Source organism: Vibrio sp. McD22-P3 (genome assembly GCF_021568915.1).
Taxonomy (GTDB): Bacteria; Pseudomonadota; Gammaproteobacteria; order Enterobacterales; family Vibrionaceae; genus Vibrio; species Vibrio mediterranei.
In genome coordinates, this window is sequence record NZ_JAKGTN010000033.1 from 1 (window position 1) to 26,101 (window position 26,101).

At 43.5% G+C, this 26,101-nt stretch carries 23 protein-coding genes; 10 read left to right on the forward strand and 13 right to left on the reverse strand.

Annotated elements, in window-relative coordinates; genetic code table 11:
* Window positions 1-81 precede the first annotated feature (81 nt).
* The 5 genes from L2W36_RS25400 to L2W36_RS25420 all read right to left on the reverse strand — a co-directional run bounded on the left by L2W36_RS25400 (window position 82) and on the right by L2W36_RS25420 (window position 5,994).
* The gene (locus tag L2W36_RS25400; protein WP_236111909.1) at window positions 82-879 is read right to left on the reverse strand and encodes a hypothetical protein; all 798 of its coding nucleotides are present in this window, start codon (window positions 877-879) and stop codon (window positions 82-84) included.
* 190 nt (window positions 880-1,069) lie between these two features.
* The gene (locus L2W36_RS25405; RefSeq protein WP_236111910.1) at window positions 1,070-3,034 is read right to left on the reverse strand and encodes a beta-prism lectin domain-containing protein; all 1,965 of its coding nucleotides are present in this window, start codon (window positions 3,032-3,034) and stop codon (window positions 1,070-1,072) included.
* A gap of 60 nt (window positions 3,035-3,094) precedes the next feature.
* The gene (locus L2W36_RS25410) at window positions 3,095-4,261 is read right to left on the reverse strand and encodes a hypothetical protein (protein WP_006070926.1); all 1,167 of its coding nucleotides are present in this window, start codon (window positions 4,259-4,261) and stop codon (window positions 3,095-3,097) included.
* Window positions 4,262-4,956: 695 nt separating this feature from the next.
* On the reverse strand, window positions 4,957-5,451 hold the full coding sequence (locus L2W36_RS25415) for a hypothetical protein (protein ID WP_006070923.1): 495 nt from the start codon (window positions 5,449-5,451) through the stop codon (window positions 4,957-4,959).
* A gap of 30 nt (window positions 5,452-5,481) precedes the next feature.
* A complete protein-coding gene (locus tag L2W36_RS25420) occupies window positions 5,482-5,994 on the reverse strand; it encodes a nicotinate-nicotinamide nucleotide adenylyltransferase (RefSeq protein WP_038222203.1) in 513 nt (170 codons plus the stop codon).
* A gap of 118 nt (window positions 5,995-6,112) precedes the next feature.
* Here L2W36_RS25420 and nadE point away from each other — a divergent pair, with 118 nt between their 5' ends.
* Both nadE and L2W36_RS25430 read left to right on the forward strand, forming a co-directional pair.
* Window positions 6,113-6,943 (forward strand): ammonia-dependent NAD(+) synthetase, encoded by an 831-nt coding sequence (nadE, locus tag L2W36_RS25425; protein WP_006070921.1) that lies wholly within the window; start codon window positions 6,113-6,115, stop codon window positions 6,941-6,943.
* Window positions 6,944-7,161: 218 nt separating this feature from the next.
* Window positions 7,162-7,407 carry a YdcH family protein gene (locus tag L2W36_RS25430; protein WP_006070919.1) on the forward strand — a complete coding sequence of 82 codons (246 nt, stop codon included), beginning with the start codon at window positions 7,162-7,164 and terminating at the stop codon, window positions 7,405-7,407.
* Between the two features lie 62 nt (window positions 7,408-7,469).
* Here L2W36_RS25430 and L2W36_RS25435 read toward each other — a convergent pair whose 3' ends face one another.
* Entirely contained in the window at window positions 7,470-9,353 is a 1,884-nt protein-coding gene (locus L2W36_RS25435) for a hybrid-cluster NAD(P)-dependent oxidoreductase (RefSeq protein ID WP_268980858.1), read from the reverse strand.
* Window positions 9,354-9,487: 134 nt separating this feature from the next.
* On the opposite strand from L2W36_RS25435, the gene pyrC reads away from it, so the two are divergent.
* Window positions 9,488-10,513, forward strand: a complete 1,026-nt coding sequence (gene pyrC / locus L2W36_RS25440) for a dihydroorotase (RefSeq protein WP_031495203.1) — start codon at window positions 9,488-9,490, stop codon at window positions 10,511-10,513.
* Window positions 10,514-10,582: 69 nt separating this feature from the next.
* On the opposite strand, the gene L2W36_RS25445 is transcribed toward pyrC, so the two are convergent.
* A complete protein-coding gene (locus L2W36_RS25445; RefSeq protein WP_006070915.1) occupies window positions 10,583-10,861 on the reverse strand; it encodes a hypothetical protein in 279 nt (92 codons plus the stop codon).
* Window positions 10,862-10,958: 97 nt separating this feature from the next.
* Between L2W36_RS25445 and L2W36_RS25450 the strand changes: the two genes are divergently transcribed.
* The 4 genes from L2W36_RS25450 to L2W36_RS25465 all read left to right on the forward strand — a co-directional run bounded on the left by L2W36_RS25450 (window position 10,959) and on the right by L2W36_RS25465 (window position 14,365).
* Window positions 10,959-11,267 (forward strand): DUF1289 domain-containing protein, encoded by a 309-nt coding sequence (locus L2W36_RS25450; RefSeq protein WP_236111924.1) that lies wholly within the window; start codon window positions 10,959-10,961, stop codon window positions 11,265-11,267.
* Window positions 11,268-11,363: 96 nt separating this feature from the next.
* Window positions 11,364-11,792, forward strand: coding sequence for an acyl-CoA thioesterase (locus L2W36_RS25455; RefSeq protein ID WP_038227218.1), 429 nt, complete (start codon window positions 11,364-11,366; stop codon window positions 11,790-11,792).
* Window positions 11,793-11,929: 137 nt separating this feature from the next.
* Window positions 11,930-12,850, forward strand: a complete 921-nt coding sequence (locus tag L2W36_RS25460; protein ID WP_236111925.1) for a M14 family metallopeptidase — start codon at window positions 11,930-11,932, stop codon at window positions 12,848-12,850.
* Window positions 12,851-13,051: 201 nt separating this feature from the next.
* Complete coding sequence (locus tag L2W36_RS25465) at window positions 13,052-14,365, forward strand: BamA/TamA family outer membrane protein (RefSeq protein ID WP_006070910.1); 1,314 nt, start codon at window positions 13,052-13,054, stop codon at window positions 14,363-14,365.
* Between the two features lie 22 nt (window positions 14,366-14,387).
* Here the strand turns inward: L2W36_RS25465 and L2W36_RS25470 are convergent, their stop codons facing one another.
* Window positions 14,388-15,266, reverse strand: a complete 879-nt coding sequence (locus tag L2W36_RS25470) for a LysR substrate-binding domain-containing protein (protein WP_006070908.1) — start codon at window positions 15,264-15,266, stop codon at window positions 14,388-14,390.
* Window positions 15,267-15,433: 167 nt separating this feature from the next.
* Here L2W36_RS25470 and nagE point away from each other — a divergent pair, with 167 nt between their 5' ends.
* From nagE to L2W36_RS25485, 3 genes are all read left to right on the forward strand, one after another.
* Complete coding sequence (gene nagE / locus L2W36_RS25475; RefSeq protein ID WP_236111912.1) at window positions 15,434-16,906, forward strand: N-acetylglucosamine-specific PTS transporter subunit IIBC; 1,473 nt, start codon at window positions 15,434-15,436, stop codon at window positions 16,904-16,906.
* Between the two features lie 371 nt (window positions 16,907-17,277).
* Window positions 17,278-18,426 (forward strand): L-threonine dehydrogenase, encoded by a 1,149-nt coding sequence (gene yiaY, locus L2W36_RS25480; protein ID WP_236111913.1) that lies wholly within the window; start codon window positions 17,278-17,280, stop codon window positions 18,424-18,426.
* A 167-nt stretch (window positions 18,427-18,593) separates the two neighbouring features.
* On the forward strand, window positions 18,594-19,454 hold the full coding sequence (locus L2W36_RS25485; RefSeq protein ID WP_236111914.1) for a helix-turn-helix transcriptional regulator: 861 nt from the start codon (window positions 18,594-18,596) through the stop codon (window positions 19,452-19,454).
* 51 nt (window positions 19,455-19,505) lie between these two features.
* On the opposite strand, the gene L2W36_RS25490 is transcribed toward L2W36_RS25485, so the two are convergent.
* The 5 genes from L2W36_RS25490 to L2W36_RS25510 form a co-directional block, all read right to left on the reverse strand.
* Entirely contained in the window at window positions 19,506-19,646 is a 141-nt protein-coding gene (locus tag L2W36_RS25490) for a hypothetical protein (RefSeq protein WP_006070900.1), read from the reverse strand.
* Window positions 19,647-19,659: 13 nt separating this feature from the next.
* The gene (locus L2W36_RS25495) at window positions 19,660-20,385 is read right to left on the reverse strand and encodes a hypothetical protein (protein ID WP_236111915.1); all 726 of its coding nucleotides are present in this window, start codon (window positions 20,383-20,385) and stop codon (window positions 19,660-19,662) included.
* 81 nt (window positions 20,386-20,466) lie between these two features.
* Entirely contained in the window at window positions 20,467-21,528 is a 1,062-nt protein-coding gene (locus L2W36_RS25500) for a linear amide C-N hydrolase (RefSeq protein ID WP_236111916.1), read from the reverse strand.
* Window positions 21,529-21,769: 241 nt separating this feature from the next.
* Window positions 21,770-24,898, reverse strand: a complete 3,129-nt coding sequence (locus L2W36_RS25505) for an efflux RND transporter permease subunit (RefSeq protein WP_038227225.1) — start codon at window positions 24,896-24,898, stop codon at window positions 21,770-21,772.
* Window positions 24,891-26,057 (reverse strand): efflux RND transporter periplasmic adaptor subunit, encoded by a 1,167-nt coding sequence (locus L2W36_RS25510; protein WP_038227226.1) that lies wholly within the window; start codon window positions 26,055-26,057, stop codon window positions 24,891-24,893. The genes L2W36_RS25505 and L2W36_RS25510 overlap by 8 nt, the downstream gene beginning before the upstream one ends.
* Between the last annotated feature and the right edge of the window lie 44 nt (window positions 26,058-26,101).

The following is a 26,101-nucleotide window of genomic DNA, read 5'->3' on the forward strand; positions in this document are numbered from 1 at the left end:
ATCAGGAACTGTGAGCCTGTTGGCGAAGTCCACCTAAATCCAGAAAGAGAAGCTGCTTAATAAGCAAGCAAATGATGACAACTACCTTGAAAAACGCCGCTTGTCTCCAGTCATTGTTACGTTCGTCATATTTACTGGAGTGACAGTTAGCTGCACGTTATTTTGCATGACGGATTTATCGACACAATTGAGGACTATGTTAAAGTAACTGCTTACTTCATCTCTAATACCTTTAACCAGAGCGGGGACTTGAACGTTTGTAGGATGTGTCACACTGCATGATGCATTATAAACTGGAATGGGAGCGGTATCTGGAACATTGGTTGGACTAAAGTAGACGCCACCAGTTGTCGCCGTATTGTAGATAAAACTGACTAACCTAAATGGATTTTGAAGATTTAGTGTTACCGATGTAGCACTGCTTATTTCACCAGATTTAATGACATCAAATAATGGTTGGTTGAACGTTCCACTTACATTTTGATTGTTAGAATATTGCGGCTTTTTGAACTGTTTGAATATAACCTCATTATTAAAGCTTGCCGCCTGTGCTACTGTGAATTTTGCCTCAAGAACAATCCCAGCAACATTACTGTTATACCGCTTAGCACTTATGTGACTGTTTCCTGCTCCTCTAGTTCCAACTTGGAGTACCACACTATTATTTGTTATCGAGTTTGTCTTACAAGAATAGTTGGTTGACAATATAAGTTGCCCCAAAACCTCACCATCTTTATACACGTCATTTGAACTAGGAAGGTTAACCCCTGAGTATGTTAGTTTTTGATTAGAGTATGTACATTCACCACTATTTAGTGCATAAGTATAGTAAGAAAAAAATAACGACAACGAAAATAGTACGAATTTAATTAATTTCATTGATTGTCAATCGCTTCTGGTCTAAGAATACATGTCTATTATATATTCTGTGCAATTATCTTTAAGTAAGATTTTTCCCACCTGAATGCCGGCATTTTCCTTCACTAAATCATATCGTACGCTTAGTATTACTAAATAAAAGGCTCCTTAATAGGAACCTTTTAAATGTTTAAGCTAGGTAAATCTTGAATCAATCCCCAAACTTGAGTTGTAAACCACTTACCAACCAACCATTGGACCAAACGTTCAAACCTTTGACCTCCTGCCCCGCAGGCACAGCCGCACTTTGCTCTGTACGATTAGTCGCATAGCGCTTAGAACCGATCAACTTTTGACTACCATTCTGATAGTGAAATGTTAGAGCAACTAACTGACGGCCACCCCATCGAAAATCACCTCTTGTCGCCGTAACCGATTTTAGACCCGTTAGGCTAACTTGATACAAGCCGCCACCTGAGCCACCATGAAGGTTACTACGAGAGGTTCCTATGGCATCAATGGCAGCTCCCGCTCGAATATATAGCACTTTCGAAGAGGAAACTGACTGCGTAGCTGCGTTGTTACTTTTTACGCCTAAAACCGAACTCCAAGTAACCTCGCTATCGCTTTTATCACCACTTAACACCCACTGATTATTGATATAGGTAACGACTAAGGTTTCACCACGTTTAGGTGTGTAAGTTGTATCACCATTAACCACATTAAAGTGGTATGTAGATTTACGCTCAAACTTCAAACGGGTGAATTCTGGAACGCCCTCAGGAAGTACAAAGTTTCTAGTCCAATGCCCATCAGACGTGACCAGGTGTAGATCGCCCTTCTCAGTGATGAGGTTTTTTAAAGCCAGGCTACTGTTTTCGAGACTGCGTAACAGCGTATTACCGTTGACTAGGTAAAAACTGTAGTTTTTATCTACGGAAATACTAAACGACTTCGCGCGATCATTTGGATAGCCAGAGCCAGTCCAAAATCGTGCTTGGTTGTAAGTTCCGAGCTTACTGTTACCACCAAGGTCAGAATATAAAGTAATGGTAAGACCCGGATGCATTGTGATGGTAGAGAGCGTACGCTGAAGTCCAGATTTCAGCGGGGTAAGTTGCTCGATTTTCTCTCCAACTTCTACACACTGGCTGATTGCCCGTTCGAATTCACCATAATGCAATGCATGGTGCTGAAAGAAACAACCATAAGTGTCATCTCTCTCAAGAAAAACGTGTTTACCCTTATCCCCAACTGTATTACCTAGGTAAGTAGCGGATTTATTCCATGTGTCGTTAATCGTTGAGTTATGGCCAGAAAAATTACCGACCGTTGCTCGGTACCCTGATTTGATAGTAAGGCTGCTCGAATCTACCAATCCATAATTTGCCATTAAGTGTGGAAACTTCGGCGAGGTCATGTCCTTAGAATGGTTTATCTCTTCTTCATCAAAGCACTTCTTGTTGCCCTTATAGTTGGGGTGCTGATACAAGCATAGAACAGATTCTTCAGGCTCCGGTTCTACTGGAGAACTATCAATTTCATAACTTGGTGTGCATGATTCAATGTAAGTCGGCTCATCTAAATAGAAACCACCGACCGAACACGCTTTAATGGTCTTCATATTAGACTCAATAGACGGCAGCGTGAGGAAAATTGAAGGTTGGCTGTAGCTGATCATATTCATTACCACATGACCATGTTGATCGAGTTGTTCGGTGTAGTGAAAACCAAACCTTCCACTAATAATGTCGAAGTTACTAATCGAGGTAGCAGGTTCCTCATATTTTAACGAATCATTATCGAGTACGCGCACTGTTAGATTAGCGGTATTTCCCGCAGTGAACTTAGGCGACGAAGCTGACCTTAACGCATGGTTGGTCGACCATGATGTCGAACAGGTTGCTGTCTGTTCACTTGACACACAAAAACGTATATCTTTCATCGAACTGTTGGGAATTAAATAAGGTTTAGTGGAAATCGTTTTTCCTTCTTTCGTCACCCATTTAAGTTCAATGAGCTTATCGCCGACATAGTTTGTTGCAAGCTCATTATTTATTCTACCTAACAATATTTCACTGTCTTCAACTTTACTTTCAATATCAACTGACATTGCGTAAGCGCTTCCTAAAGGGCCAATTGCACCCAAGAGGAACAATAACGATGTTTTATTCATCATTAACTCCAATTTTGGTTTTATTATTTCCAAAGCTCTTTTAAATGAGACATAAAGCTTTTATTTAGACTCATCTTTAACAATACAACTTAGATATCCGTTATAGACTTCGCTTGGGGCAATTTGGGTTGTATTCGTGCCTGAGATAGATACTGTTTCAGCCCAAGTAATTCCAGCAAAGGTAAACGGACCATTAGTCGTTGTAGTATTGGTCCAATAGTTGGTCATTCCAGGCCAGCTATCATCAAATATCGATGTGTTTTGAGCTAAAGACTTAAGCTCACTACTTGTTGGTGGAGTGGCGCGTGGCGAAATGTATTTACAGTAGCTTTCAACAAGGTTGATACCTGTATTGGTCAAACGTGGTGATGCTACATACGTTTTACTGCCGACGGTTTCCTGCAGATAGCTCTGACCAGGGAACAACAGAGTGAATTGCTCTTTTGTTGGCGGCTGTACCCAATTACCAAGGTTTTCCGGTCTTTCTGTTACGAGTCTAGTGCTGCAAGACGAAGGTTCGATTGTAGGACTCGCCCCATGTGAGGATAAGCCAAAAGTGCAAAGACTAACCAAAGGTACCGATGAAAGGTTCAACTGTGAGATTGTTGTGTTATAACTTGTAGATTGATTGGAGGTATTATGAGTAAAACCTGGCAAACGAGAGGTTGACTGAAGTACTGTAGTATCAGACTTCAGTGTATAAAATAGATCTGTGACATATGGAGAGCCAGATGGTAATTCATCTATACTTGCTGCTCCAATGTAATCCACACTTAATTTGATTTTTACAGAGGTATCTTCGTCATTGATAATCTCTTCATTGGTTATCGTATTATTCACCTCCCAGTAATCATTAATATCAGTATTAGGTGCTCTGCTGTTTCGAAGCTGAGCATCGTTATTACCAAATTTAGTAATTATCTTTAATGTATTTGAACAGTTAAAATCACCTTTTTCAATTAAACAGAGTTTTATGTCTTTATTTGTATCACTCTCACTTGGAGTATAAGCCACTCCCTTCGATATGATTTTATCATCGACCATCCAAACATAGTCATTAACACTACCATCTTCTTTATAATGATAGATTAAGTCTGAATTATCTGACGCAATAATAGGAAATCCTACAGTAGTAAACTCATCCCCTCTTGTTACTGATTCAATTTCAAGCCCATAAACTAAAGACGAACTTACTAAACTACCAAATACTAATATGTAGTTTTTCATACTTACCTCATATTTAAGATTCAATGTAAATCGAAACGACTTACATATCCAAGCTTAAACACAAGAAAATAACAAACCATCCTATTATTCGGTGTTAATTATTATTAATCCAAAACAGAGATCAACATCACTCAATTGACTTCAATATTTAAGTAGTAGCTCTATTTATCAGATGTAGCTGACGATTAGAACAGAAGCACTTTCGACTGTTCTCTCATTAAATACTTCGATTTTTTCGGCTGTATACTCAACACAGTTATTTGTTTTCTTTTGTATCTTGGTTGAGAAATCCCTTACATTTAACGCACAAGGTTCCTGCATGATCTTTCCTTTAAAGGTAATTTGGCCACTAACAGGGTTGCTGTTCACCTTCGAAACCTCGTTAACTGGCTTCTTTAACATACTTTCTGATAGTACAGATGTAGAGGTTAAAAGCAAAAATAATGACAAATACTTCATTTCTTACACACCTTATATTTTTCCTACATCTATTATTTAGCAAATATTCTCACGTAAGCAAGTTATTTCTTACATATAAATAGATTAATAAATATTATTTTTCTCACGATTCAATAAGTGATTATTTAATATGGGTATTTTTTAGAGAGAATTAGTACTTATGTAGGAAGCAGATTGCTGAAGTAATCTGCTTTAAAGAGATTGGATAGTAATGAAGAGAGTTACCTTCTTAGATACTAAAACGGCACTTCCACCTGCATCATCATATCGCCTTGGTAGTCTTGATGCCAACGGTAGTCCAAGCGTAAACGTGGTTCTTTACCTTTTTCACCAAAGCCAACGCCGAAATGAAGCCCTTGTGCCATCAGCCATTCTTGCATCGACATTTCGTCTTTATGACGAGCGATTTCCTCAGGTACCCATAAACCAATACCAACAAAACTATTTTCTATGTTACCTGTTAGCACAGGTTCGGATTCTTGCGTAAGAAGCCATTGATCCCAATAAGAATCTTGTAGAGAGTTGATAGGAGGTTCGTCTTCTATTAAACCACCAAGCGTAATAACTTGGTTGCCAATATAGTTGAAGGGTTTAGAAATAAGCGAGCAAAACGACTCTTCCTCCGTCGCTTTTAAAACAACAGATTTGTTCGTATTGCTCTCACAAAATGCGAATGCGAGAGGACTATTCACCACTACTACTAAAGCAATACAACTCCACCTTGCTTTCATTTTTATTTTTCGTCCTTGTTATAATCTTTATCAATATAGCTTATGTGCGACCAAATGTTGAGCGACGCTAAGCGTCGTTAAGTGATCTACATTCAAACCTTGTGACAAACTATATCGTATCGTCGTCGAGCGGATCTTCACTTTTTCAGGGCAAGCGAGAATGGACCACCGCTCAACAATATCTTGCGCTTTATAAAACTTGCTAAAGCTGAAGAAATTGTCGGGACCAACAACAAAAGTTAGTTCAGCTTCTGGGTATCTTTTTTCTAACGCCTCCAATACAGCAAAAGTTGTCACAGAGGTTCCTGGTTCGTAAAGAGACTCTTCAATGTTGGAACGTTCAACATTGGCTTGTCCAATGTCAGAGATAAACATGTCCACTAACTGACAACGTATGCTGTAATCGAGCATACTTTTCCCCCATGCATGAGAGATACTAGGAACTAATAGTACTTTGTCAAAATGATTCAGAGATTGAATAACACTCTTATGCCCAAAGCTAGGAGGATTAAAAGCGCTACCAAATATCGCTATTTTTGTCATATGTATCTCAATAAATCGTCTCTCTGCATAGATTGACCCTAACTGTAACTTTTTTTCAGCGATTTTCGTAGGTATCATACGAGAAAATATTTTTTGCTTGCAGGAAAAGGGATCCCACATGGAACAACTAATTCGAGACGAAATGCGCGTGCTTCCGTCTATTGACCCACGCTTTGAGATTGAACGCCGCGTTGCTTTTATCAAGTCAAAACTTCAGCAATCTGGCTGCAAATCTATCGTCCTGGGTATCAGTGGTGGTGTTGACTCAACAACTTGTGGTCGCCTTGCTCAACTTGCAGTGAATGAACTGAATGAAGAAAGTAATTCTAGCGACTATCAGTTTATCGCTGTTCGCCTACCTTATGGTGAACAAAAAGATGAAGACGAAGCACAACTAGCCTTGTCTTTCATTGAACCAACTCATTCTGTTTCTGTGAACATTAAAGCGGGCGTTGACGGTTTGCACGCCGCTTCACATATAGCTCTAGAAGGCACAGGTCTACTACCAGAAGACAGCGCAAAGGTCGACTTTGTAAAAGGTAACGTAAAAGCTCGTGCTCGCATGGTTGCTCAGTATGAAATCGCGGGATACGTGGGAGGGTTAGTGCTAGGTACGGACCACTCGGCAGAAAACATTACTGGTTTCTACACCAAATTTGGTGACGGTGCTTGTGACCTTGCCCCGTTATTTGGCCTGAGCAAACGCCAAGTTCGTGAAGTAGCGGATACCCTTGGCGCGCCAGAGCAACTCGTTAAGAAAACACCGACTGCAGATCTGGAAGAACTCGCACCTCAAAAAGCGGACGAAGATGCGCTCAACCTGACTTATGATCAGATTGACGATTTCCTCGAAGGTAAGCCTGTATCTCAAGAAGTCAGTGATCGCCTCGTTGCCATTTATAAAGCAACACAACATAAACGCGAGCCAATCCCAACGATCTACGACTAAGTTGATTTCCTTCATAGAGCCAGCAATTATTTGCTGGCTTTTTTTAACCCTGTGATTTACCTCTCTGAAATCAGATCTTGCCATCGCTCAACTTTTAATCAGCTTAAAGATGTGCCATTGTTATAACAGCACTAGTGATCACAAGTGCCGTTGGCACCCAGAGTCACTTGTGCGAATGCCCAAGCGAAAACTATTGTTCACCAATAAAAGGGGTTGCTATGTTAGGCGAAGATCACTCTCTTCTGAAGGAATTTCCAGAGCATCAAGACGTTATTCATGCCCTTGCGGCAAGCGATGAAGGCTTTGCAGCTGACACGAAAAACTACAACGCGCTGGATAAAGAAATTCGTGTGTTAGAACTGAACGGTTCTCCTATCGAAGATACCGAAATGCATCAACTGAAACACAATAGAGCGGTACTAAAAGATTCGTTGCATCAACGTATAGTGAGTGCTTCAAAGTAGGCAATAAATAGAAAGTCGGTGCCAGTTGGACACTGGCACCAAACAGCCTCGCAATTCCCTATTTAACTGACAATATCCACATCTGTCTGTGGTACTGCACAACAAGCTAAAACCTTTCCTTCTGCAATTTCACTGTCTTGAATCGCCGGTACATCAGGCTGATGAACTAAGCCCGACTCTACCGTAACCTTACACGCGCCACAAAACCCCGCACGGCAACTGTGAGCAACTGCAAGACCGGCTTTTTCTGCTTGCTCTAGAATCGTTTGCTGATTGTCCCCCTCAAACACCGTACCATCTAAACTAATTTGTACGGTTTTAACCACTTGTTCCGTTGCAGTAGCGACCCCAAAAGCCTCTTGGTGGTAGTGATCTTCAGGTAGTCCTTTCTTCAACATCAAGTTCTTTGCTTTTTGCATAAAGCCGTCAGGTCCACAAACGAAGACTTGTCTCTCAGTAAGGTCGGCAATTTGTTTTAGATGGGACAAACTAAAACGTCCTTTTAATCCCTGCCAATCCTCTGATGGTTGCGTCAGTGCCAATATCACCGTGAGATTTTTATTTTGCTTCTCTAGGTTTTTCAACTCATTCGCAAATGGGATATCAGCGTAAGTCGAACATTGATGGTAGAACACCACATCTCGTATATCGTTTTGGTCGGTAAGGTCGCGCAACATCGACATCATCGGAGTTACGCCACTTCCTGCAGATAATAATAACAGCGGCTCATGTTCAGAGTTGGCAATATGGAATGAACCGTTAGGCTTATCGGCAATCAAGGTGTCACCTACTTGAAAATGATCAAACAGCCTATTCGATACTTCTCCACCATCAACTCGTTTCACCGATATCGCTAAGCGTCCAGGACGACTTGGACTTGATGATAAGGTATACAAGCGCTTGACCGCTTTACCATCCATATTGAGTTCTATCGGTAAATGCTGGCCTGCTTTGTAGCTTGGCATTGCACCTTTCTGAGGTTCTAACCAAAAAGTTTCAAAATTCCTCGCGACATGCTCTCGCTCGACACAAACAAATTCTTGTTTGTTCGCATCCAGATCCTCGTAGTACTCTTTGTCTTTGTATTCCAGTACTTCGATAGCATCACCAGTGCGAATCATACCCTCATTCTTTGCCACAAGGTTTTGACCAAAGAACACGCCACCGCGTTCATTGGCACGGAAGCGTGAGAAGGTCGTTAGCGGTTCTTTGCTGGCTCTGAATTCCGCTCTTTCGACATCAACTGTTGTCAGAATGCAACGCTCACATGGCTTTACAGCTTCAAACTCTACATCACCGATCTTAATTCTCTTCCATGAGTCCTCGATAAATGGCTCGTCCGAGTCAACCACTAAGTTGGTTCTGAATTGCTCCATACTATGTACTTCACTGCTTCGCTTATTCAATTCCGCTAGTGAACCGGAGCTAATGATAAGTAAAGGATAGCCGTCTGCAAAGCTCACATTATGACCCAGTTTTTCTCTTACCCGGTTTGATTGCTCGCCAGTGAAAAGTAGCTCAACCCTTTGATTCAATACTTCACTGAACCAATCATCCGCTTCATCTGTTGTCGTGTAAGCAGAGAAACTGTCTGCCCATACTGTAGCGGCCGTATCCTGCATTTTAAATGTACTGTATTGCAGCTTTAAAGGAGGCAGTCCAGGGTAAGTGAAGATAATACCTGTCGGTAGAAGGCTGGATGACACTTTTACCATGTTAGGGTATTTGCGTGCGGTCACCATTGAACCATCGGCCAATGCCACCATAAAACGACGGTCAAAACAAAGCCCTTGTTTTTCAACCCATGAAGAGGAAAGAGAAATACCTCCAACTGACTTAACTGGATAGATATTGATTTGGGAAAGCAGAGTAGATTTTGCCACGACTGAGCCCTTTTTGTTGTTATGTCCATTTGCAGAGCACAATGTTAACGCCTTTTTGCACATTGTCCCAGAAACATAGTGAAATCTAAGTCGTTTTCCTCTATCATCCTGTCGCCTAAACGTAAGCGATTGCATTCACATTTTTCGCGGCCGTTTAGGCTCCGTTTCAAGAAGAATCTAACTTGGTGGGAGCCCAAATGACTACATTGACTATTACTCGTCCTGACGACTGGCACGTTCACCTTCGCGATGGCGAAGTACTAAAAGATACCGTTCGTGACATCAGTCGCTACAACGGCCGCGCATTGATCATGCCTAACACTATCCCACCTGTCACTGACACTGAAATGGCACTTGCGTATAAAGCGCGCATCATGGCCGAAAAACCATCTGAGCAGTTTGAGCCTCTAATGGCGCTGTACCTAACCGACAACACCTCTCAAGAAGAAATTCGTAAAGCCAAATCGGCAGGTGTGGTAGCGGCAAAACTGTACCCAGCAGGTGCAACAACGAACTCAGATTCTGGCGTGACTTCAGCAAAGAACATCTACTCTGTATTAGAGACAATGGAAGAAGTTGGAATGCTACTTTTGGTTCACGGTGAAGTGACTACTCACGACGTTGACATCTTCGACCGTGAAAAAGAGTTCCTCGATACGGTACTGGCTCCAATCGTTAACGACTTCCCTAACCTTAAGATCGTTCTTGAGCATATTACGACAGCCGATGCAGCTCAGTTTGTTAAAAATGCCAATGACAACGTAGCAGCAACAATTACCGCACACCACTTGATGTATAACCGCAACCATATGCTCGTTGGTGGTATCAAGCCACACTTCTACTGCCTACCAATTCTAAAACGCGGTACGCATCAACAAGCATTAGTAGAAGCGGCAACTAGCGGAAGTAAGAAGTTCTTCTTAGGTACTGACTCTGCACCACACGCTAAAGGCAAAAAAGAAGCGGCCTGTGGCTGTGCTGGCTCATACACTGCTCACGCAGCAGTAGAGTTATACGCAGAAGTATTCGAGCAAGAAGGCAAGCTAGAGAATTTAGAGGCATTCGCAAGCCACAACGGCCCAGACTTCTATGGACTACCACGTAACACAGATACTATCACGCTAGAGAAATCTGAATGGAACGTGCCAGAAACCATGCCATTCGGTAATGACATTGTTGTACCTATCCGTGGCGGAGAAACGGTCAACTGGCAAGTGAAGTAATTTTTACTGATGTACTTATCGTCAAGGCTCCCATTCTCAATGGGAGCCTTTTTTATTGATTAGGGAACGTTACTGAATCGGCAGCGACGTCATCCCAAAATGAATCGCAACTGGCAAAATTAAAGCTTGAATGAACAAGATAAAACTAATATTGCGGCTTTTTACTCGCACCAAAATTGGCGACAGTGCAAACAGCAGCAAACAGATTGCCGTTAGGGTGGAGTTATCCAAATAGAGCCACAACACTAAATATCCACTTAACAAAGCGAGCGCTATGTTGGAGAATGCAAGCTTGCGAGCTAAGGCGAGAATAAACATCACGCCAATAATTAAAAAGAGTGTCGTCATTTATTTTTTGCAAATGATAATTATTACCATTTAATTCTACCGCTCTAGAACAAACTGTGCAACCTATTGATTTAAATCTATGACTAAAACTATTGCTATCGCCACTCCCTGTAAAGCCGCCTGTAAAAACGAAGGTGGCATGTGTTCTGGTTGCTTTCGTACCATGGACGAGTTGTCTGCATGGCGTTTAATGGAAGAAGAAGAACGCGATGACAAAATGGAGCAGTTAGCAGGTTCTGCAACCACACACGTTTGCCCCAAATGTCGAGAAGCCGCCTATTGTGACATCTCGGCGGGCCACGATACCTGTTGGTGCTTTGAACTGGACAAGCGCGATACGTCTTCCATCGAAAAATCCGATCTGTGTTTGTGCCGAAAATGCCTCTCAACCCTACCTATTGAATAAACCCCCAAACGGGGTACTCAACTTCGCACCGTTAATGTTGCATTATTGTTAATTCCAAAATAGAGTAAATGCACAAACTTAATAAGGGATAACAATATGGAATCATTACTTAAGGACTACTCTGTCGTTACAGAGATCCCTGTCGCTTGGGGCGAAATGGATGCACTTAATCACGTCAATAACGCAGTGTATTTTCGATACTTTGAAACCGCGCGACTCGACTACTTCAGTCACATTAATCTAATGGAAGACATGGCAGTCACGAATATAGGCCCAGTACTTGGGGAAACCTATTGCCGCTATAAACTGCCTGTCACCTACCCCGATACATTACTTGTCGGCTCTCGAATTACTGAGGTACAAGAAGACCGCTTTAAGATGGAATATCAAGTGGTCAGCAAGAAGCTTGGCAAAGTCACCACGACGGGGACAGCCACGATCGTCATGTTTGATTTCACCACCAATCAAAAAGCCCTGATTTCTGACAAACTCATGTCAGCGATTGAACAAGCAAACCGCGATTAAACGCGATCAATCGAACCGTTTGGACCGCTAGCTCAGTGGTCCGAAAATGATTTGTCACAATCTTCACACCATGCTCGTTGCACGTTAAACCTTGCAAAGCTATTCTTGCAGCACAAGCAATATCGAGAATGGAAACCATGAAAAACCAGTTTCACTACCCTATCGGTACCCCAGGACAGAAATGGACTGAGGAAAACGTTATCCAATGGCGCGAATCGACTACTGTTAAGCGTCTGTACAGCGAAGATGTACTCCCAAAGATCGCAGCGTTAAAAGATACCTTCAATATTGAGCAATATGGTGCGCTTTCATATGATGTTGATCGATTCCCACTCTTCGTATTAAAAACCAAATCTTGGGATTCACAGAAGCCAACGGTTCTTGTTACTGGTGGTGTTCATGGTTATGAGACTTCTGGCGTCCACGGTGCGCTTCAGTTCGCCAGAGAAAACGCCTCTCACTACGAGTCCCTGTTCAACATTGTTATCGCACCATGTGTCAGTCCTTGGGGTTATGAAACGATCAATCGTTGGAACCCGAATGCTGTCGACCCTAATCGCTCTTTCTATACAGATTCACCAGCAGAAGAGTCTGCGAACCTCATGGCGATGGTTGCATCGTTAGATACCACTGTTTGGGCACATATCGATTTACATGAAACAACGGATACAGATGAAAGCGAGTTTCGACCAGCACTAGCGGCACGCGATGGTCTCGACTACATCGAGGACAATGTTCCTGACGGTTTCTATCTTGTCGGCAATACCGAGAATCCCGCAGATGAATTTCAAGCGACGATCATTCAACATGTAGAAAAAGTGACTCATATTGCCCCGCCAGACCAAAATGGCAATATTATCGGTTCTAAAGTCGTTCAGCATGGCGTCATCAATTACCCACTGAAAAAGCTCAGCCTTTGCACCGGCATGACGGATTGTGAGTACTCAACCACAACTGAAGTTTATCCAGACAGTCCAAAAGTCACCTCACAAGAGTGTAACGATGCTCAAGTAGCGTCTGTGGTTGGGGCTTTGGAATATTTAAAGGCACGTATGTAGTAATCTTCACTCGCTACTCTATAACCCAAGCCACGGCTTGGGTTTTCTATATTTGCACGTATAACCACTAAATTTACAAAACCATTGTTAAAAAGCCGCCAAAATAACCACTTAGTGTTTTCTATCTCCTAAAATAACGTTAGGCTATTTATCGTTACACCATAATAAGAATGAAAAATCTCACAAGGAAGTCTAACTCGTATGACATATCGCCGTATTATAAGTGTCATCGCTGCTATATCGTGCTCACTCACTGCAGTGGTGGCGCAAGGAGCGACACCAACTAACGTCAAGTCGCGTATTGACCGACAGGAAACGCCAGACAGAATTAGAGAATCCATGGTACTACCTTACCTATTTAGTACAGAAACCATGGGGCTTAATGTCGGTGTTGGCGGCATGATAAAAGGTATCTACCAAGACCAGATGACCATAGGTGGCACTGTCTTTGGAGGTGAAACCAGTTATGCACTAGCTGGAGGTGTTTGGAACTACATGATTCCAGGAACCGAACGCGTGTTCTTGAGTGCATACGGCATGTTTGGATATTACCCAAAACAACGTGCTTATACTTCAGGTAATGCCTATTACACCCCACCTCGTCCCGGTAGCAATGGCTCATCTAATCTAGATTATTTGGAAGCGGATGGCGCATCTAACTGGTTTGATATCAAGATGGAGTATGTACTTCCTATTGGTGTAACCAGAGACAAAGGACTCGTTGACTATCAGATCCGCAACGGTTTGTTAGTCTCAGAGCCTTCCGGAGGTAAAGAGTGGAATCCGTTGACCAGCGGCTCAACTATCTTTGTAGCTCGCCAATTTAATCGATACCAATCTTTTGAGTTTCAACAAGGGGACGTCGACGGCGCGATTCATGCGATGGAGTTTGGCATACTCTACGATAATACCGACTTTGCCCCCAACCCTTCCTACGGTAGCCGACAATACATCGCAACTTCTCACGATTGGGGCTGGTTTGAGTCTAAAAAGCAGTGGTCGTTCAACGAACTTGATATGAGCAAATACTTTTCGCTCGGCAAGTCGGATTGGGCATCACAACGAATTATCGCGATGAACTTCTGGACCGGTTATTCACCTACTTGGGAAGTTACGGATAACCCTAATGGCACTCAGTCTATAAACGGAAATGCACCTTATAATGAGGGGGCAACTTTAGGTGGCTTTACTCGTATGCGTGGTTACGACAATAACAGATTCCACGACAAAGCCGTGATTTATGGCTCTGCAGAATATCGTTATACGTTGGCCTATAACCCTATTAAAGATATCTCTTGGTTGAATTTCTTGAGAGTAGACTGGATCCAACTTGTAGGCTTTGTTGAGGTAGGTCGCGTAGGTTCTGCCTACACGGCGAACGAACTTCTTACCGATCTCAAGTACGATGGCGGCGCATCAGTTCGTGCATTGATGGCCGGATTGGTCGTTCGTGCCGATTTAGCTAAGTCTCCAGAAAGCACTAACTTCTGGATTATGGTTGATCATCCATTCTAAATTTTCGTTCCGATAGCCAACATTAGAGTTGGCTATCGATCCAATGAATAAATGTCCGGATTTTTGGTCTTTCTTCATGACCATTTAGACATACCAAATCATAAGTTTGGCTAGTGCTCATTGAAGGGTAAGGGCAAACCAACTCGCCTCTCTCAATATAGTCTTTAACAAAATAATACCTCCCCATCGCTAAGCCAAGTGAGTTCAGGGCTCCGGTCAGGTCTAACCCTCGATGCCCAACACAATAAAAGTGTCTAAAGATATTGAGATCATAGTCGTGATATTTAATCCAGCGCTCCCAGACATTTGACCCTAGTGCATGTATAAGATTGACCTCTTTCAGTCCATCTAGGCCACGTTCAAAGAGCTTAAATCGTTGAGCGTATTCAGGCGAACAAATAGGAATATAGCGCTCACCAAAGAGAGGTTTAACGAAGCAGTCCTTTGGTTTGTCATCGCCATAATAAAACGCGATATCAACTTGGTCATTCTCGAAGTTCTGTTGCTCTTCGTGGACAAGAATATTTACATTAAAGTTGGGGTAGCGCTGATTAAAATCTTTGAGTCTTGGTACTAACCAAGACGAGGCAAAATTTGGCGAACTGGCTATCGTGATCTCCCCACTCATATCCGTCGATTTAATTTCTTCGATCTCACCAAAAATGGAGTACAACGATTTTGAAAGCGTTTGATGAAACCGTTCGCCCTCCTCTGTAAGCCCCAGCTTCCTTGTGCCTCGGGTGAATAGATTAAAACCAAGCGACTTCTCAAGCACCTTAATTCGATGGCTCACCGCACCCTGAGTCAAGTGCAATTCCTTCGCTGCAAGGGTAAAACTCAGTACTTTTGCTGCGACATGGAAGGTATGCAGATTCCTCAATAAGGTTTGTTCATTCGCCATAACACGGCCTCTACTTATTAAAAATTTTAATTCATAGTACCCGAAAATTAGTTTGTTCGCATCGATAAATAAGTTTCAAATAGCAACTAGAAAACGAATAAACACCCTGTCGTTGTAAGCAAGTACAGGGCGCAAGTTCCGTGGATAATAAACACAAAGAGGTTTGAATGAACATACTCGGCTATATGCAAAAAGTAGGTAAGGCATTAATGGTTCCAGTGGCCACCCTGCCTGCCGCTGCGATTTTAATGGGGGTTGGATATTGGTTGGATCCAACAGGTTGGGGAGCAGACAGTACCCTTGCTGCGTTTTTAATTAAGTCCGGCGGTGCAATCATCGATAACATGGCAGTGTTGTTTGCCGTTGGTGTTGCATTTGGTTTAAGCAAGGACAAGAATGGCTCTGCTGCATTGTCTGGTTTTATCTGCTTCTTAGTACTGACAACTCTTCTTTCTCCAGAAACCGTGCAGCAACTTAAAGGTATTAGTGCTGACGAAGTTCCGGCAGCCTTTGGCAAAATCTCCAACCAATTTGTTGGTATTATTGTCGGTATAGTCTCTGCTGAAATCTACAATCGCTACTCAGGTGTAACGCTACCTAAAGCGCTGGCATTCTTCAGTGGAAAGCGCCTAGTCCCTATTCTGACTTCTATTGCGGGTATGCTGTTAGCCTTCGTGCTTCTATATGTCTGGCCTGTAGTGTATGACGCTCTTATCGTGTTCGGCGTTAAACTTCAATCTATGGGTGCATTAGGAGCAGGTCTATTTGGCTTCTTTAACCGATTAATGTTGACCGTTGGCATGCACCACGCCCTGTACCCTGTTTTCTGGTTTGATGTCGTTGGCATTAATGACATTCCTAATTTCTTAGGCGGTGCTCAGTCTATTGCTAACGGAACGGCTACGGTTGGTGTGACTGGCATGTATCAAGCGGGCTTCTTCCCAATCATGATGTTTGGTCTTCCTGGTGCAGCATTGGCGATTTACCACTGTGCAGATAAAAAGAACAAATCAGCCGTGTTCTCTATCATGCTTGCTGCTGCGATGGCCTCTTTCTTTACAGGAATTACTGAGCCACTAGAGTTTAGCTTTATGTTCCTAGCTCCAGGTCTGTACTTACTTCACGCCGTACTGACTGGTATTTCACTATATATTGCTGCAAGTATGCAGTGGATCGCAGGATTTGGTTTCTCCGCCGGTTTTGTCGACCTAGTCCTGTCTAGTCAAAACCCGCTTGCTGTTCAGTGGTATATGCTTATTGTGCAGGGCTTAGTTTTCTTCGCCATTTACTACTGCGTGTTCCGTTTCGCTATTTTGAAATTCAACTTAAAAACGCCAGGTCGTGGTGAAGACATGGCTCCAGAGCAAGAAACAGCGGTAGGCGGTGATCAAGGTATCGAAGGCTTAACTCACCAGTATATTGAAGCCCTAGGTGGTAGTGACAATATTACTGAAGTAGACAATTGTATTACTCGCCTACGCCTATCAGTAAAAGACTCTGGCATTGTAGACAAAGAAAAACTCAAACAACTTGGTGCCGCAGGTGTTGTTCCAATTGGTAAGAACGGTATTCAAGTCATCATAGGACTAGGAAAGGTCGACAAAGTCGCCGAACAGATGAAAGTCGCTTTAGCGCAATGATAACGGACTCGTGATGTAAACCCTTTCTCAATTTGTTGAATCACCTTCAACAGAGAAAAATCGGCGGTATCACCTTACCGCCTCCCCCTCGAAGTGCAGAGTCGCTTAGTCACCGACTTTGCACTTCTTTTTAATCCGCTAACCTACTAATTTATAATATAAATATTCTCATAACATTCAGGCTAATCAAATTTCGACTATTTCTATAAAATCTGCGCTAGTTTGCTATTCAAACCTACTGTTACTCTTCAATCAACGATAAAAAGCACCTCTAAAGTGGTAGTACGAGTGCATTACTGCCCCCGCGGTAATGCCACTGTTTCTTGAGATGTGCGGTCAAAAATATTATTAAACATTGAACGAGGTAGAGCATGTCTAACGCTTTCTATATTCCATCATTAAACCTAATGGGTGTCGGCTGTCTTGAAGAAGCGGTAAACGCTATCAAATCACATGGCTTTACTAAAGCTCTTATCGTTACCGACAAGGTTTTAAACGAGCTGGGCGCAGTAAGTAAACTCACTACTTTGCTTGATAGTGCAAACGTAGCAGCGGTTGTGTTTGACGAGACTAAACCAAACCCAACTATCGAGAACGTGAACGATGGCTTAGCGCTACTAAAAGGCAATCAGTGTGATTGTGTGATTTCATTCGGTGGCGGCTCCCCTCATGATTGCGCAAAAGGTATCGCATTGCTTGCGACTAACGGCGGAGAAATCAAAGACTACGAAGGTGTTGATGTATCAGCGAAGCCTCAGCTACCGCTGATCTCAATCAATACAACGGCAGGCACTGCTTCTGAAATGACACGTTTCTGCATCATCACAGATGAGGCTCGCCACATCAAAATGGCGATTGTAGACAAGAATGTGACGCCAATTATCTCTGTAAACGACCCTGAGTTGATGCTGGCTAAGCCTGCGTCTCTTACAGCGGCAACTGGGATGGACGCACTTACGCACGCGATTGAAGCTTATGTGTCTATCGCAGCTACACCAGTCACGGATGCCGTTGCGATCAAAGCTATCGAAATGGTGCAAGCAAACCTTCGTGAGGCGGTGCAAAACGGTGACAATCTAACTGCACGTGACAACATGGCTTATGCGCAGTTTATGGCAGGTATGGCGTTTAACAATGCTTCACTGGGCTATGTTCACGCTATCGCTCACCAACTTGGTGGCTTCTACGATCTTCCTCATGGTGTATGTAACGCAATCTTGCTACCACACGTTCAGCAGTATAACGCTAAGGTAGTACCTGCACGCTTAGCTGACGTCGCGCGCGCCATGGGTGTTGATACTAGTGGCATGACTGATGAGCAAGCCGCGAATGCAGGTCTTGATGCTATTCGTCAGCTATCTAAAGATGTGAACATTCCGGCTGGTCTTGAACAGCTTGGTGTAAAACGCGACGACTTCGATGTACTTGCAGAGAACGCGCTAAAAGACGCTTGTGGTTTCACCAACCCTAAACAAGCAAACCACGAAGAAATCGTAGCCATCTTAGATTCAGCGCTGTAATTATTCGACACGTTTAACGTGCAACATCACAAAAATGCAGGCCAACCGATTGCCTGCATTTTTGCGTTTAAAAAGCTCCCGCCTTTCCTAACTCAGATCAATGTTACCTTCTTGCCATCTCCCTACTATTAGCTTTCAGGCGATGAAAACAGAAAGACGCATTATTTATGCATAAACTAAACAGCTTTAGTCGAGTGGCAGAACGTGAGTACGCACTATCTACCGGTAGCTTAAACTTACTCTATTACGATCTTCCAAAAGACTTTCACGATGAGTACCGCTCTTACGATGCTCCTCGCCTGTGTACCATTTTAAAAGGCACCAAATCGGTGAGTGTCAATCAGTCGCAGAGCTTCCAATACAACCGTGACCAATTTGTTCTGTTACCACCTAATTCGAACATCTACATGAAGATGCCTGAGTACACCAAAGCACTGGTGTATGAATTCGATGAACAAATGATTGATGGCGTCAGTCAACGTGTTGCTGATACTCTAGAAGTCGATTCACCAACAGCATTAGAGTCACAAAGTTTCGCGGTCAATTCCATCGACAAAAGAATCGACAAACTACACACTCGAATGCAAGAGATCCTTCGAGAGCAAGAAGCCTGCATGGACTTTCTGATCGACCTGACCGGACAAGAATTGGTGTTTGAGTTGCTGCGCAATAATACTTGCCAAAGTATCATCTCGAACCATCGCTCTCACCCCATCAGTAAAGCGATTAGGATTATGAATTCACCTATGGGACTAAAGATGACGTTAGCTCAGGTAGCAGAAGAAGTGGGATTGTCTCAGTCGAGTTTTTCTCAGAAATTTAAAGCAGCAACACAGCTAAGTCCTAAACAATACCTCACTCAACTTAGACTGCAGTCCTCAAAACAAAGTCTCAACAAATTGAGTGTTACTGATGCTGCCTATGAAGCCGGATATGACAATATTTCTCACTACATAAGACTGTTTAAGAATGCTTACGGCCTAACTCCAAAGCAATACCAACGTTCGCTAATTCATGGCAGTCATTAAAAATGGTGCCTTAATTAAAAGGCACCTCCTGTTCTAATCGTCGCTAGAACACTATTCAGCGTTATTCTTGCCTGAACTCCAGCGACGAAGTTCAAACCAAAACATCATAAAGGCCGCACCGATTAGAAACGCCAAAATAAAACTGCGGTCATCCATGACACACATGGCAACAATGTCTAGTGTGTCTTCCACAGGTTTACCTCAACTAAAAGTAATAGCTGGCTTGTAGCCAACTGACCGTGTCTTTCTTGCTCACTTTATTGTCCGCGGTATGCTCAACTTTGAAACCAATGGACGCGTAATCAGTCACCATATAGCCGCCGCCAATTTCTATTTGTGAAACAAATTCTTTGGCGCGAGTAATGTATGTCGCTTTAGGGTTGGCATAGAGCCAGTGACCAGCATCAAACCCATACATCGCATAAAGACCGCCTTGAACTAACGCCGAGTTTTTAAAGGACGATTTACCTTCTACCGCGATGTCGTGCTTGCTATCCATATAGCCACCGTAAAGCATTGGAAACACAGAGATATTAGGGGTAAGTTCGATCTTGTAGATAGCACCCGCTAGCGTCGTCGTGATATTTCGATTTCCGATGACATCCAAGGAATAACCTAGGCCGTCGTTAACCTTAAAATAGCGAACGCGGTAATCTATATCTGTCTTGCCTTCAATATCTTTCTTGTCACCGATACCTAAATCAGCGAAGACCATATGCCCTTGTCCCCAACCAAATACACTGTTGAGTTGAGTACGATCGTTTGATCTAGACAGTCCAACCATTGAGAATAGAGCCGTCGGGTCGCCATAGTTAATATCTTGAACCGAAGCTTCTGGAGCGACATCTTTTTGGTGAGTCGATGTCACTTCATTTGCCCAAACGCCCGCAGTAATCAAACTTAGAGCCATGGCAGTTATAGTGTTTTTCATATTTATACCTAATTAAACAAAAATCCCTTTAATTAGGTCATCCGTGGATTTCACAAGGCATTGCCAGAGTGATAAGAAGGGTTAACTACACGTAGAGAAGGTAGCGATATTTGATAGCTCAGCTTGTTCTACTAAATCAGCGCACGATACGGTTTTGATGTCGTTAAGCTGATTGAGGTCGATGCGAATCTCACTGTACGTATCAAAGTTGCGCATCTTGAATGAGCCATTTTCGAAGTTGTAGGTATATTGAATCCAGCTGGCATATGTTTCACCGTTTGCTGGGTCAATAATGTCTTGGGGCACCAGATTCCCTGAATCGAATGTGGATTGGAGCTTACCTTCTGTCTGTGCCCATGAAGCCTGTGGGTCAAACTTAACATGAGCAGAGTTGTACAAGCCTCGTAGCATTCTTTCTGGGGATGAGATGGTAGAACCGATGTCATGACCATTTTCGACATGATTAAAGTCACCTACTTTTGTCGCATTCTCATCGTGATATTGCTGCAAAGGGGCGTTCGCCATTACTCGCAGTTTGTCGTTCACAGAACCGCGATGCACCATCATTTTGCCGCCTTCATTGAGCTCAAACAAAGCAATGTCACCAGATTTGTCCTGTACTGAAATATGCAAGCCATGCTGGGTACCATGAATACCATCGGCCCAAGCAAACTGGAATTCATTTGCTTCAAACGCAGTGACCGCTTCTTCTACCGTTTTAAAGTTTTGCGCCATAAAAGCTGCGGCATCACCCCAGTTAACTGCCGGAGCACCGGTGTCCTTGTAGTCCTTGATGAATGCTTGCGAATCGTACATATATAAAGTTGAAGCAGATAAACCTTGATTGTTGATAGCCTCACCCGATGTATCAACAAACACGACACGTTCTTCTAAGTTCAATGTCGGATACTTCACCGTCCATTTCGCCGCAGTTTTGTACGATGGAACCGCTTTAGTTGCCACCTCAACACCCGCTGGTGACATAATCGCATACGTACCAAGTTTCTGTCCCCAATCAAGTGTTCTAACTTGAGATACACCATATGGCGTATCAAGCGTGATGCGAGAACATGCGTTGGCGGTTCCAACGAGTACACTTGATGCTGTAGCAGCTAATGTAAGCGCGATAATTGTCTTCTTCATTTTCAACCCTCTAATATGTTCACGGTAGCAAAACCGTGTTTTGTCACCTGTTGATAGAGCAAACTTTAATCGCTGACTAGAAGTACATCAAAGTGATTAGTATATAAATATCGAATAGGTCAATCAGAAAGAGGAAGTAGTAAGGTAGGAATATCAACCCTTTCCCTCTGGCATACAGCACCAAAGGGAAAGGTTAGTTTTAATGATTACAATGAATTAAAATCGAAAACCATCACAACAATCATACTGCTGTTGTGTTTTGATTATCTTTAACTGGAAAGTACACTCGTTTCAGTTTGCTAAAAGCTTTGCCTATATCCTCAAGAATCACATATAAGCACGGAACGGCAATGAGAGTTACGACGGTGGCGTACATCACAGCAAAGCCTAAAGCAACTGCCATAGGTTTAACAAACGCCGCCTGAAGACTGGTCTCGAACATGATGGGCAACACCCCAAAGAACGTAGTGATAGAGGTCAGCGTTATCGCCCTAAACCTCGCACAGCCAGCTTCAACCACGGCTTGCTTCGCACAATCACACCGCGCTTTGATTTGGTTGACGTAATCAGTCATCACTAACGAGTCATTAATCACAACCCCCGCCGCCGCAATCAAACCAAATGTGGACATCATGCTCATATCAAGGCCATAGAAATAGTGCCCCCATATCGCACCCGTTAGGCTAAACGGAATAACAGACATAATGATAAACGGCTGGGCATAACTTTTTAATGGCACAGCTAATAGAATGTAAACCGTTATCATCCCTGCAATAAAGAACACTATCTGCTCTGCTTTTTGCTTTTGTTGTTCTTCAATCGTGCCACCTAACTCAGTTTTCACTTCAGGGAATTGAGCGCGTAGTTCCGGAAGCACATTATCTTCAATATTCTTCACTGCTCTATCGGGTTCAATCACCGCTTCATCAATAGAACCATAGATATAAACCGTTCTAAAACCATTCTCACGTCGTATTTGGTTGATGCCCGGCTTACTGGTGATGTTAACCACATCGCCCAACATCACTTTTTTGCCTGATGGGGTATTAATCAAGGCATAGCGCAGTGAAGAGAACGCTTCTCGGGTCAACTTAGGGTAGCGAACCATTACCCTGACTTCTTCAGTATTCCGAAGTACTCGCTGCGCCTCTCCACCATAAAAGCTGCCTCCAACCTGCGACGCTACATTAGCGAGATCCAGTCCGAGATCATAAGCCACAGGTTTTAGCGAAAGTTGTACTTCGCGACTGCCCGTATCCATCGAAGAACTGATATCAAACAACCCCGTCTGGAGCTGAAGCTTTGAAATCAGCTCACGTCCAGCGGCATTCAGCACTTCCATATCAGGGCCATACAGCAAATAACCAAACTCATCGCCCTCTTCGCCACCAGCCACATTATCGTTAATAACAATGGACTTCAGACCAACAATCGTCGGCATTTTTTCACGCCAACGACGAGACAGCTCAAACGCATCAACTGGACGTACGTCTTCATCAACAAGAGGAAGGATGATCATGCCTTCGGTGCGACTAGTGTTAATCGTCATCATGTCGCGAATAACAGGCTGCCCGTACTCTTGCTCTATATCCTTGTCGACCTCACTCACCACTTTTTCAAGAGTGAGTAACGCATCAATCGTTTGTTCATCGGACGCATTGCTGTTCATCTCAATTTTGATCATTGGAAAGTCAGACGGAACTTTAGGGCTAGGGATCATACGTACATGCCCTGACGTCAGCATTGCCGCACTGATAACCAAAATTGCGATAAAGCCAGCCATCACAGACCAACGCCACTCCACACACCACGACACGGTACGCTTGTATGGCCCATTAACAAAGCGGAAAAATGAGCGATTGAAACGGGCACGATAACTGTTCTCTTTGACTGGGGTAAATTTGGTATGAGCCAAATGCGCTGGCAGGATGAGTTTCGACTCTATCAAGCTGAAAATCAGACAGAAAATAACAACGATAGAAAGACCATAGAAAAAAGCCTTCTCTGGTCCTGTCGAGAATAAGAACGGAACAAACACAGCAATAGTTGTCAGTACCCCAAATGTTGCAGGGGTTGCGACACGCTGAGCGCCACGCACGACATTAGTGACCCCTCCACCTTCTTTTTCAACCTCGGTGTAGACACTTTCTCCTATGACGATGGCGTCATCTACCACAATACCGAGCACCATAATAAACGCGAACAGTGTGATGATATTGATACTGACATCAAACAGCGGCATCAGCATAACCGCTCCTAAGAAACAGACCGGTAAACCAACCATAACCCACATAGCTAAGCGGAATCGCAGGAAAATGGTCAGCAAAACCGCTACCAGAACCGCACCTTGCAACAGGTTCTTAAGCATCATATCCAGTCGAGCATTCAAATAGAACGTCATATCCATCAAAGTGTTGAGTTGAATACCATGAGGTAACGTTTGATTTCTTGCGTCAATAAAGCGCTTCACCGTCTCGGCCACAGGCACCATATTTTGGGTTTTGGTTGCCTTAACCGTCAAATAGATACCGTTCTCACCTGAATACTTAAAGTAGTGTTGCCCTTCAGTAAACTCGTCTTTTATTTTGGCAATATCACCCAATAAGACCTTGGAGCCATTGGCGCCAACTTTGACGGGTATCTGCCGAAATTCAAAACCATCGTAGTACTGGTTCTCAATTCGAATCGACACTAAACCCGTACTAGTCCTGACTTGTCCTGCGGAGAAATTTGCCGAGTATTTTTGAATCGCCGCAACTACATCGTCAAGCGTTAGATCATAGGTTCGTAGCTCATCTGGGTGAATTTCAATACCGATTTCATCGGGTGGAGAGCTGACTTCAACCAAAGAAACGTCATTAAGCTGTAATAGTTCTTTCTCTACCTGCTTCGCAATGGTTTTCAGCTCTGATAACGACGTATTGCCTGACAGCACCATACCAATAACGTCTTGCTTAAACTCTATCTGCGTGACCTTAATCGGCTCCATCGCCTTGGGGAAACTAGCTATGGCATCGACTCGCTGCTTTACCTTATCCAGTACTTCCATAAGGTTTGCCTTGGTATCAATTTCCAAAGTTACCGCACCGCCACCTCGATAAGCGTCAGTCACCGCTTTTTTAATCTCGGTGACATCTTTCAGAGACTCTTCCACTTTGATTAGGATCGTCTCTTCTATTTCCTGAGCAGAAACCCCTGGGTAAGACGCTGTCACATTAATGTAGTTGATTTCAAAATTTGGGAACATCTGGCGCTGAATCAGAAAGTAGCTGACGGTTCCCATGATCAAGATAAACGCCATCAAAAGGTTGGCGGCTACCGAGTTATTGGCAAAAAGGGCGATAATGCCGCGTTGAGTGGACTTACTCACTGGCTTCTCCTTGGTTCACCAATACCTCTGAATTACTATTCGAGCGAATCACCGACATTCCAATTTGCGGGAACTCGGGCACAGTTAATACCAGCTCATCGCCTGTTTTCACACCAGAATCGATAAAGAAGTTTGCCTGCTCTTCACGCAAAACATGGACACTTTTAGGGACGAGCTTGTCTTCTTGATCGACAACCCAGACTCGCTCATCAGTGACCAACTCTTGCGGCACTTTAAACAGGTTTGGGATCTGTTTACCGTTGAAGACCACTTCAACATATGAACCAAAAGGTAATGGTTTGGCATCCGTTGTCAGCGCATAAGGGTCCTTGATTCGAATCACTAGGTTTGCCATACGCGTAGCACTGTCTACCACTCCTAGATCTCGCATAATCACACCATCTCGAACCGAGTTAGTGCGACCTTTAGAAATGACGTCGGCTTTCACTCCTACAATATTGTCAGGTAAGAAAGGCGCATCGAAGCCTGCAATGGGTACCATCACCTCTGCTGATTCAATGTTATTCAGCTCCGCAACTTGTGCGCCTGAAGTAATGTACTGACCAACACCGATGCTTCTGGAGACCACCAACGCATCATAAGGCGCTTCAACTTCACAGTTGGCAAGATCACGATTGGCTCTGCGCAATGCAGCCTGCGCCGATTTAACGCTGGCCTCAGCGCTTAGCACTTGAGGAATACGCAGATAGAGGTCCGAGACTTGGGTATCTTTGATTTTCTTTGCCTGTCTTTCGGCAACTTTCGCCTTAGCACGCTCTTCAATTAAGGCCGCTTGCGCCTGCGCGAGTTGTGCTTGGGCTTGCAGCACCGCTGCTTGATAGTTATCTTTTTCGATGGTGAAAAGAATTTCGCCGCGTTTTACCACGCCGCCTGCCACAAAGTTCGGATGCCAACTGGTAACTTCACCGGAAACTTGTGTTGATAACGCAGTGCGCTCAAGTGGCACTACCTCACCAAAACTTGAGATTTGCACCTGATGATTTTCGGCTTTTAGGATTTGGGTTTTAACTCTTGGGACGGTATCGACTTGTTTTTGGTCTTCAATTTCTGGAGCCGTTTGCTCCACTAGCATAAAGCCACCAGCGGCCACACCTAAAATCGCGAATGGTAGAATCCATTTAATACTGCGCTTGAACATAGCTTCCCTTGATTTATATTCTTCTGCTTTGATTATTGTACGTA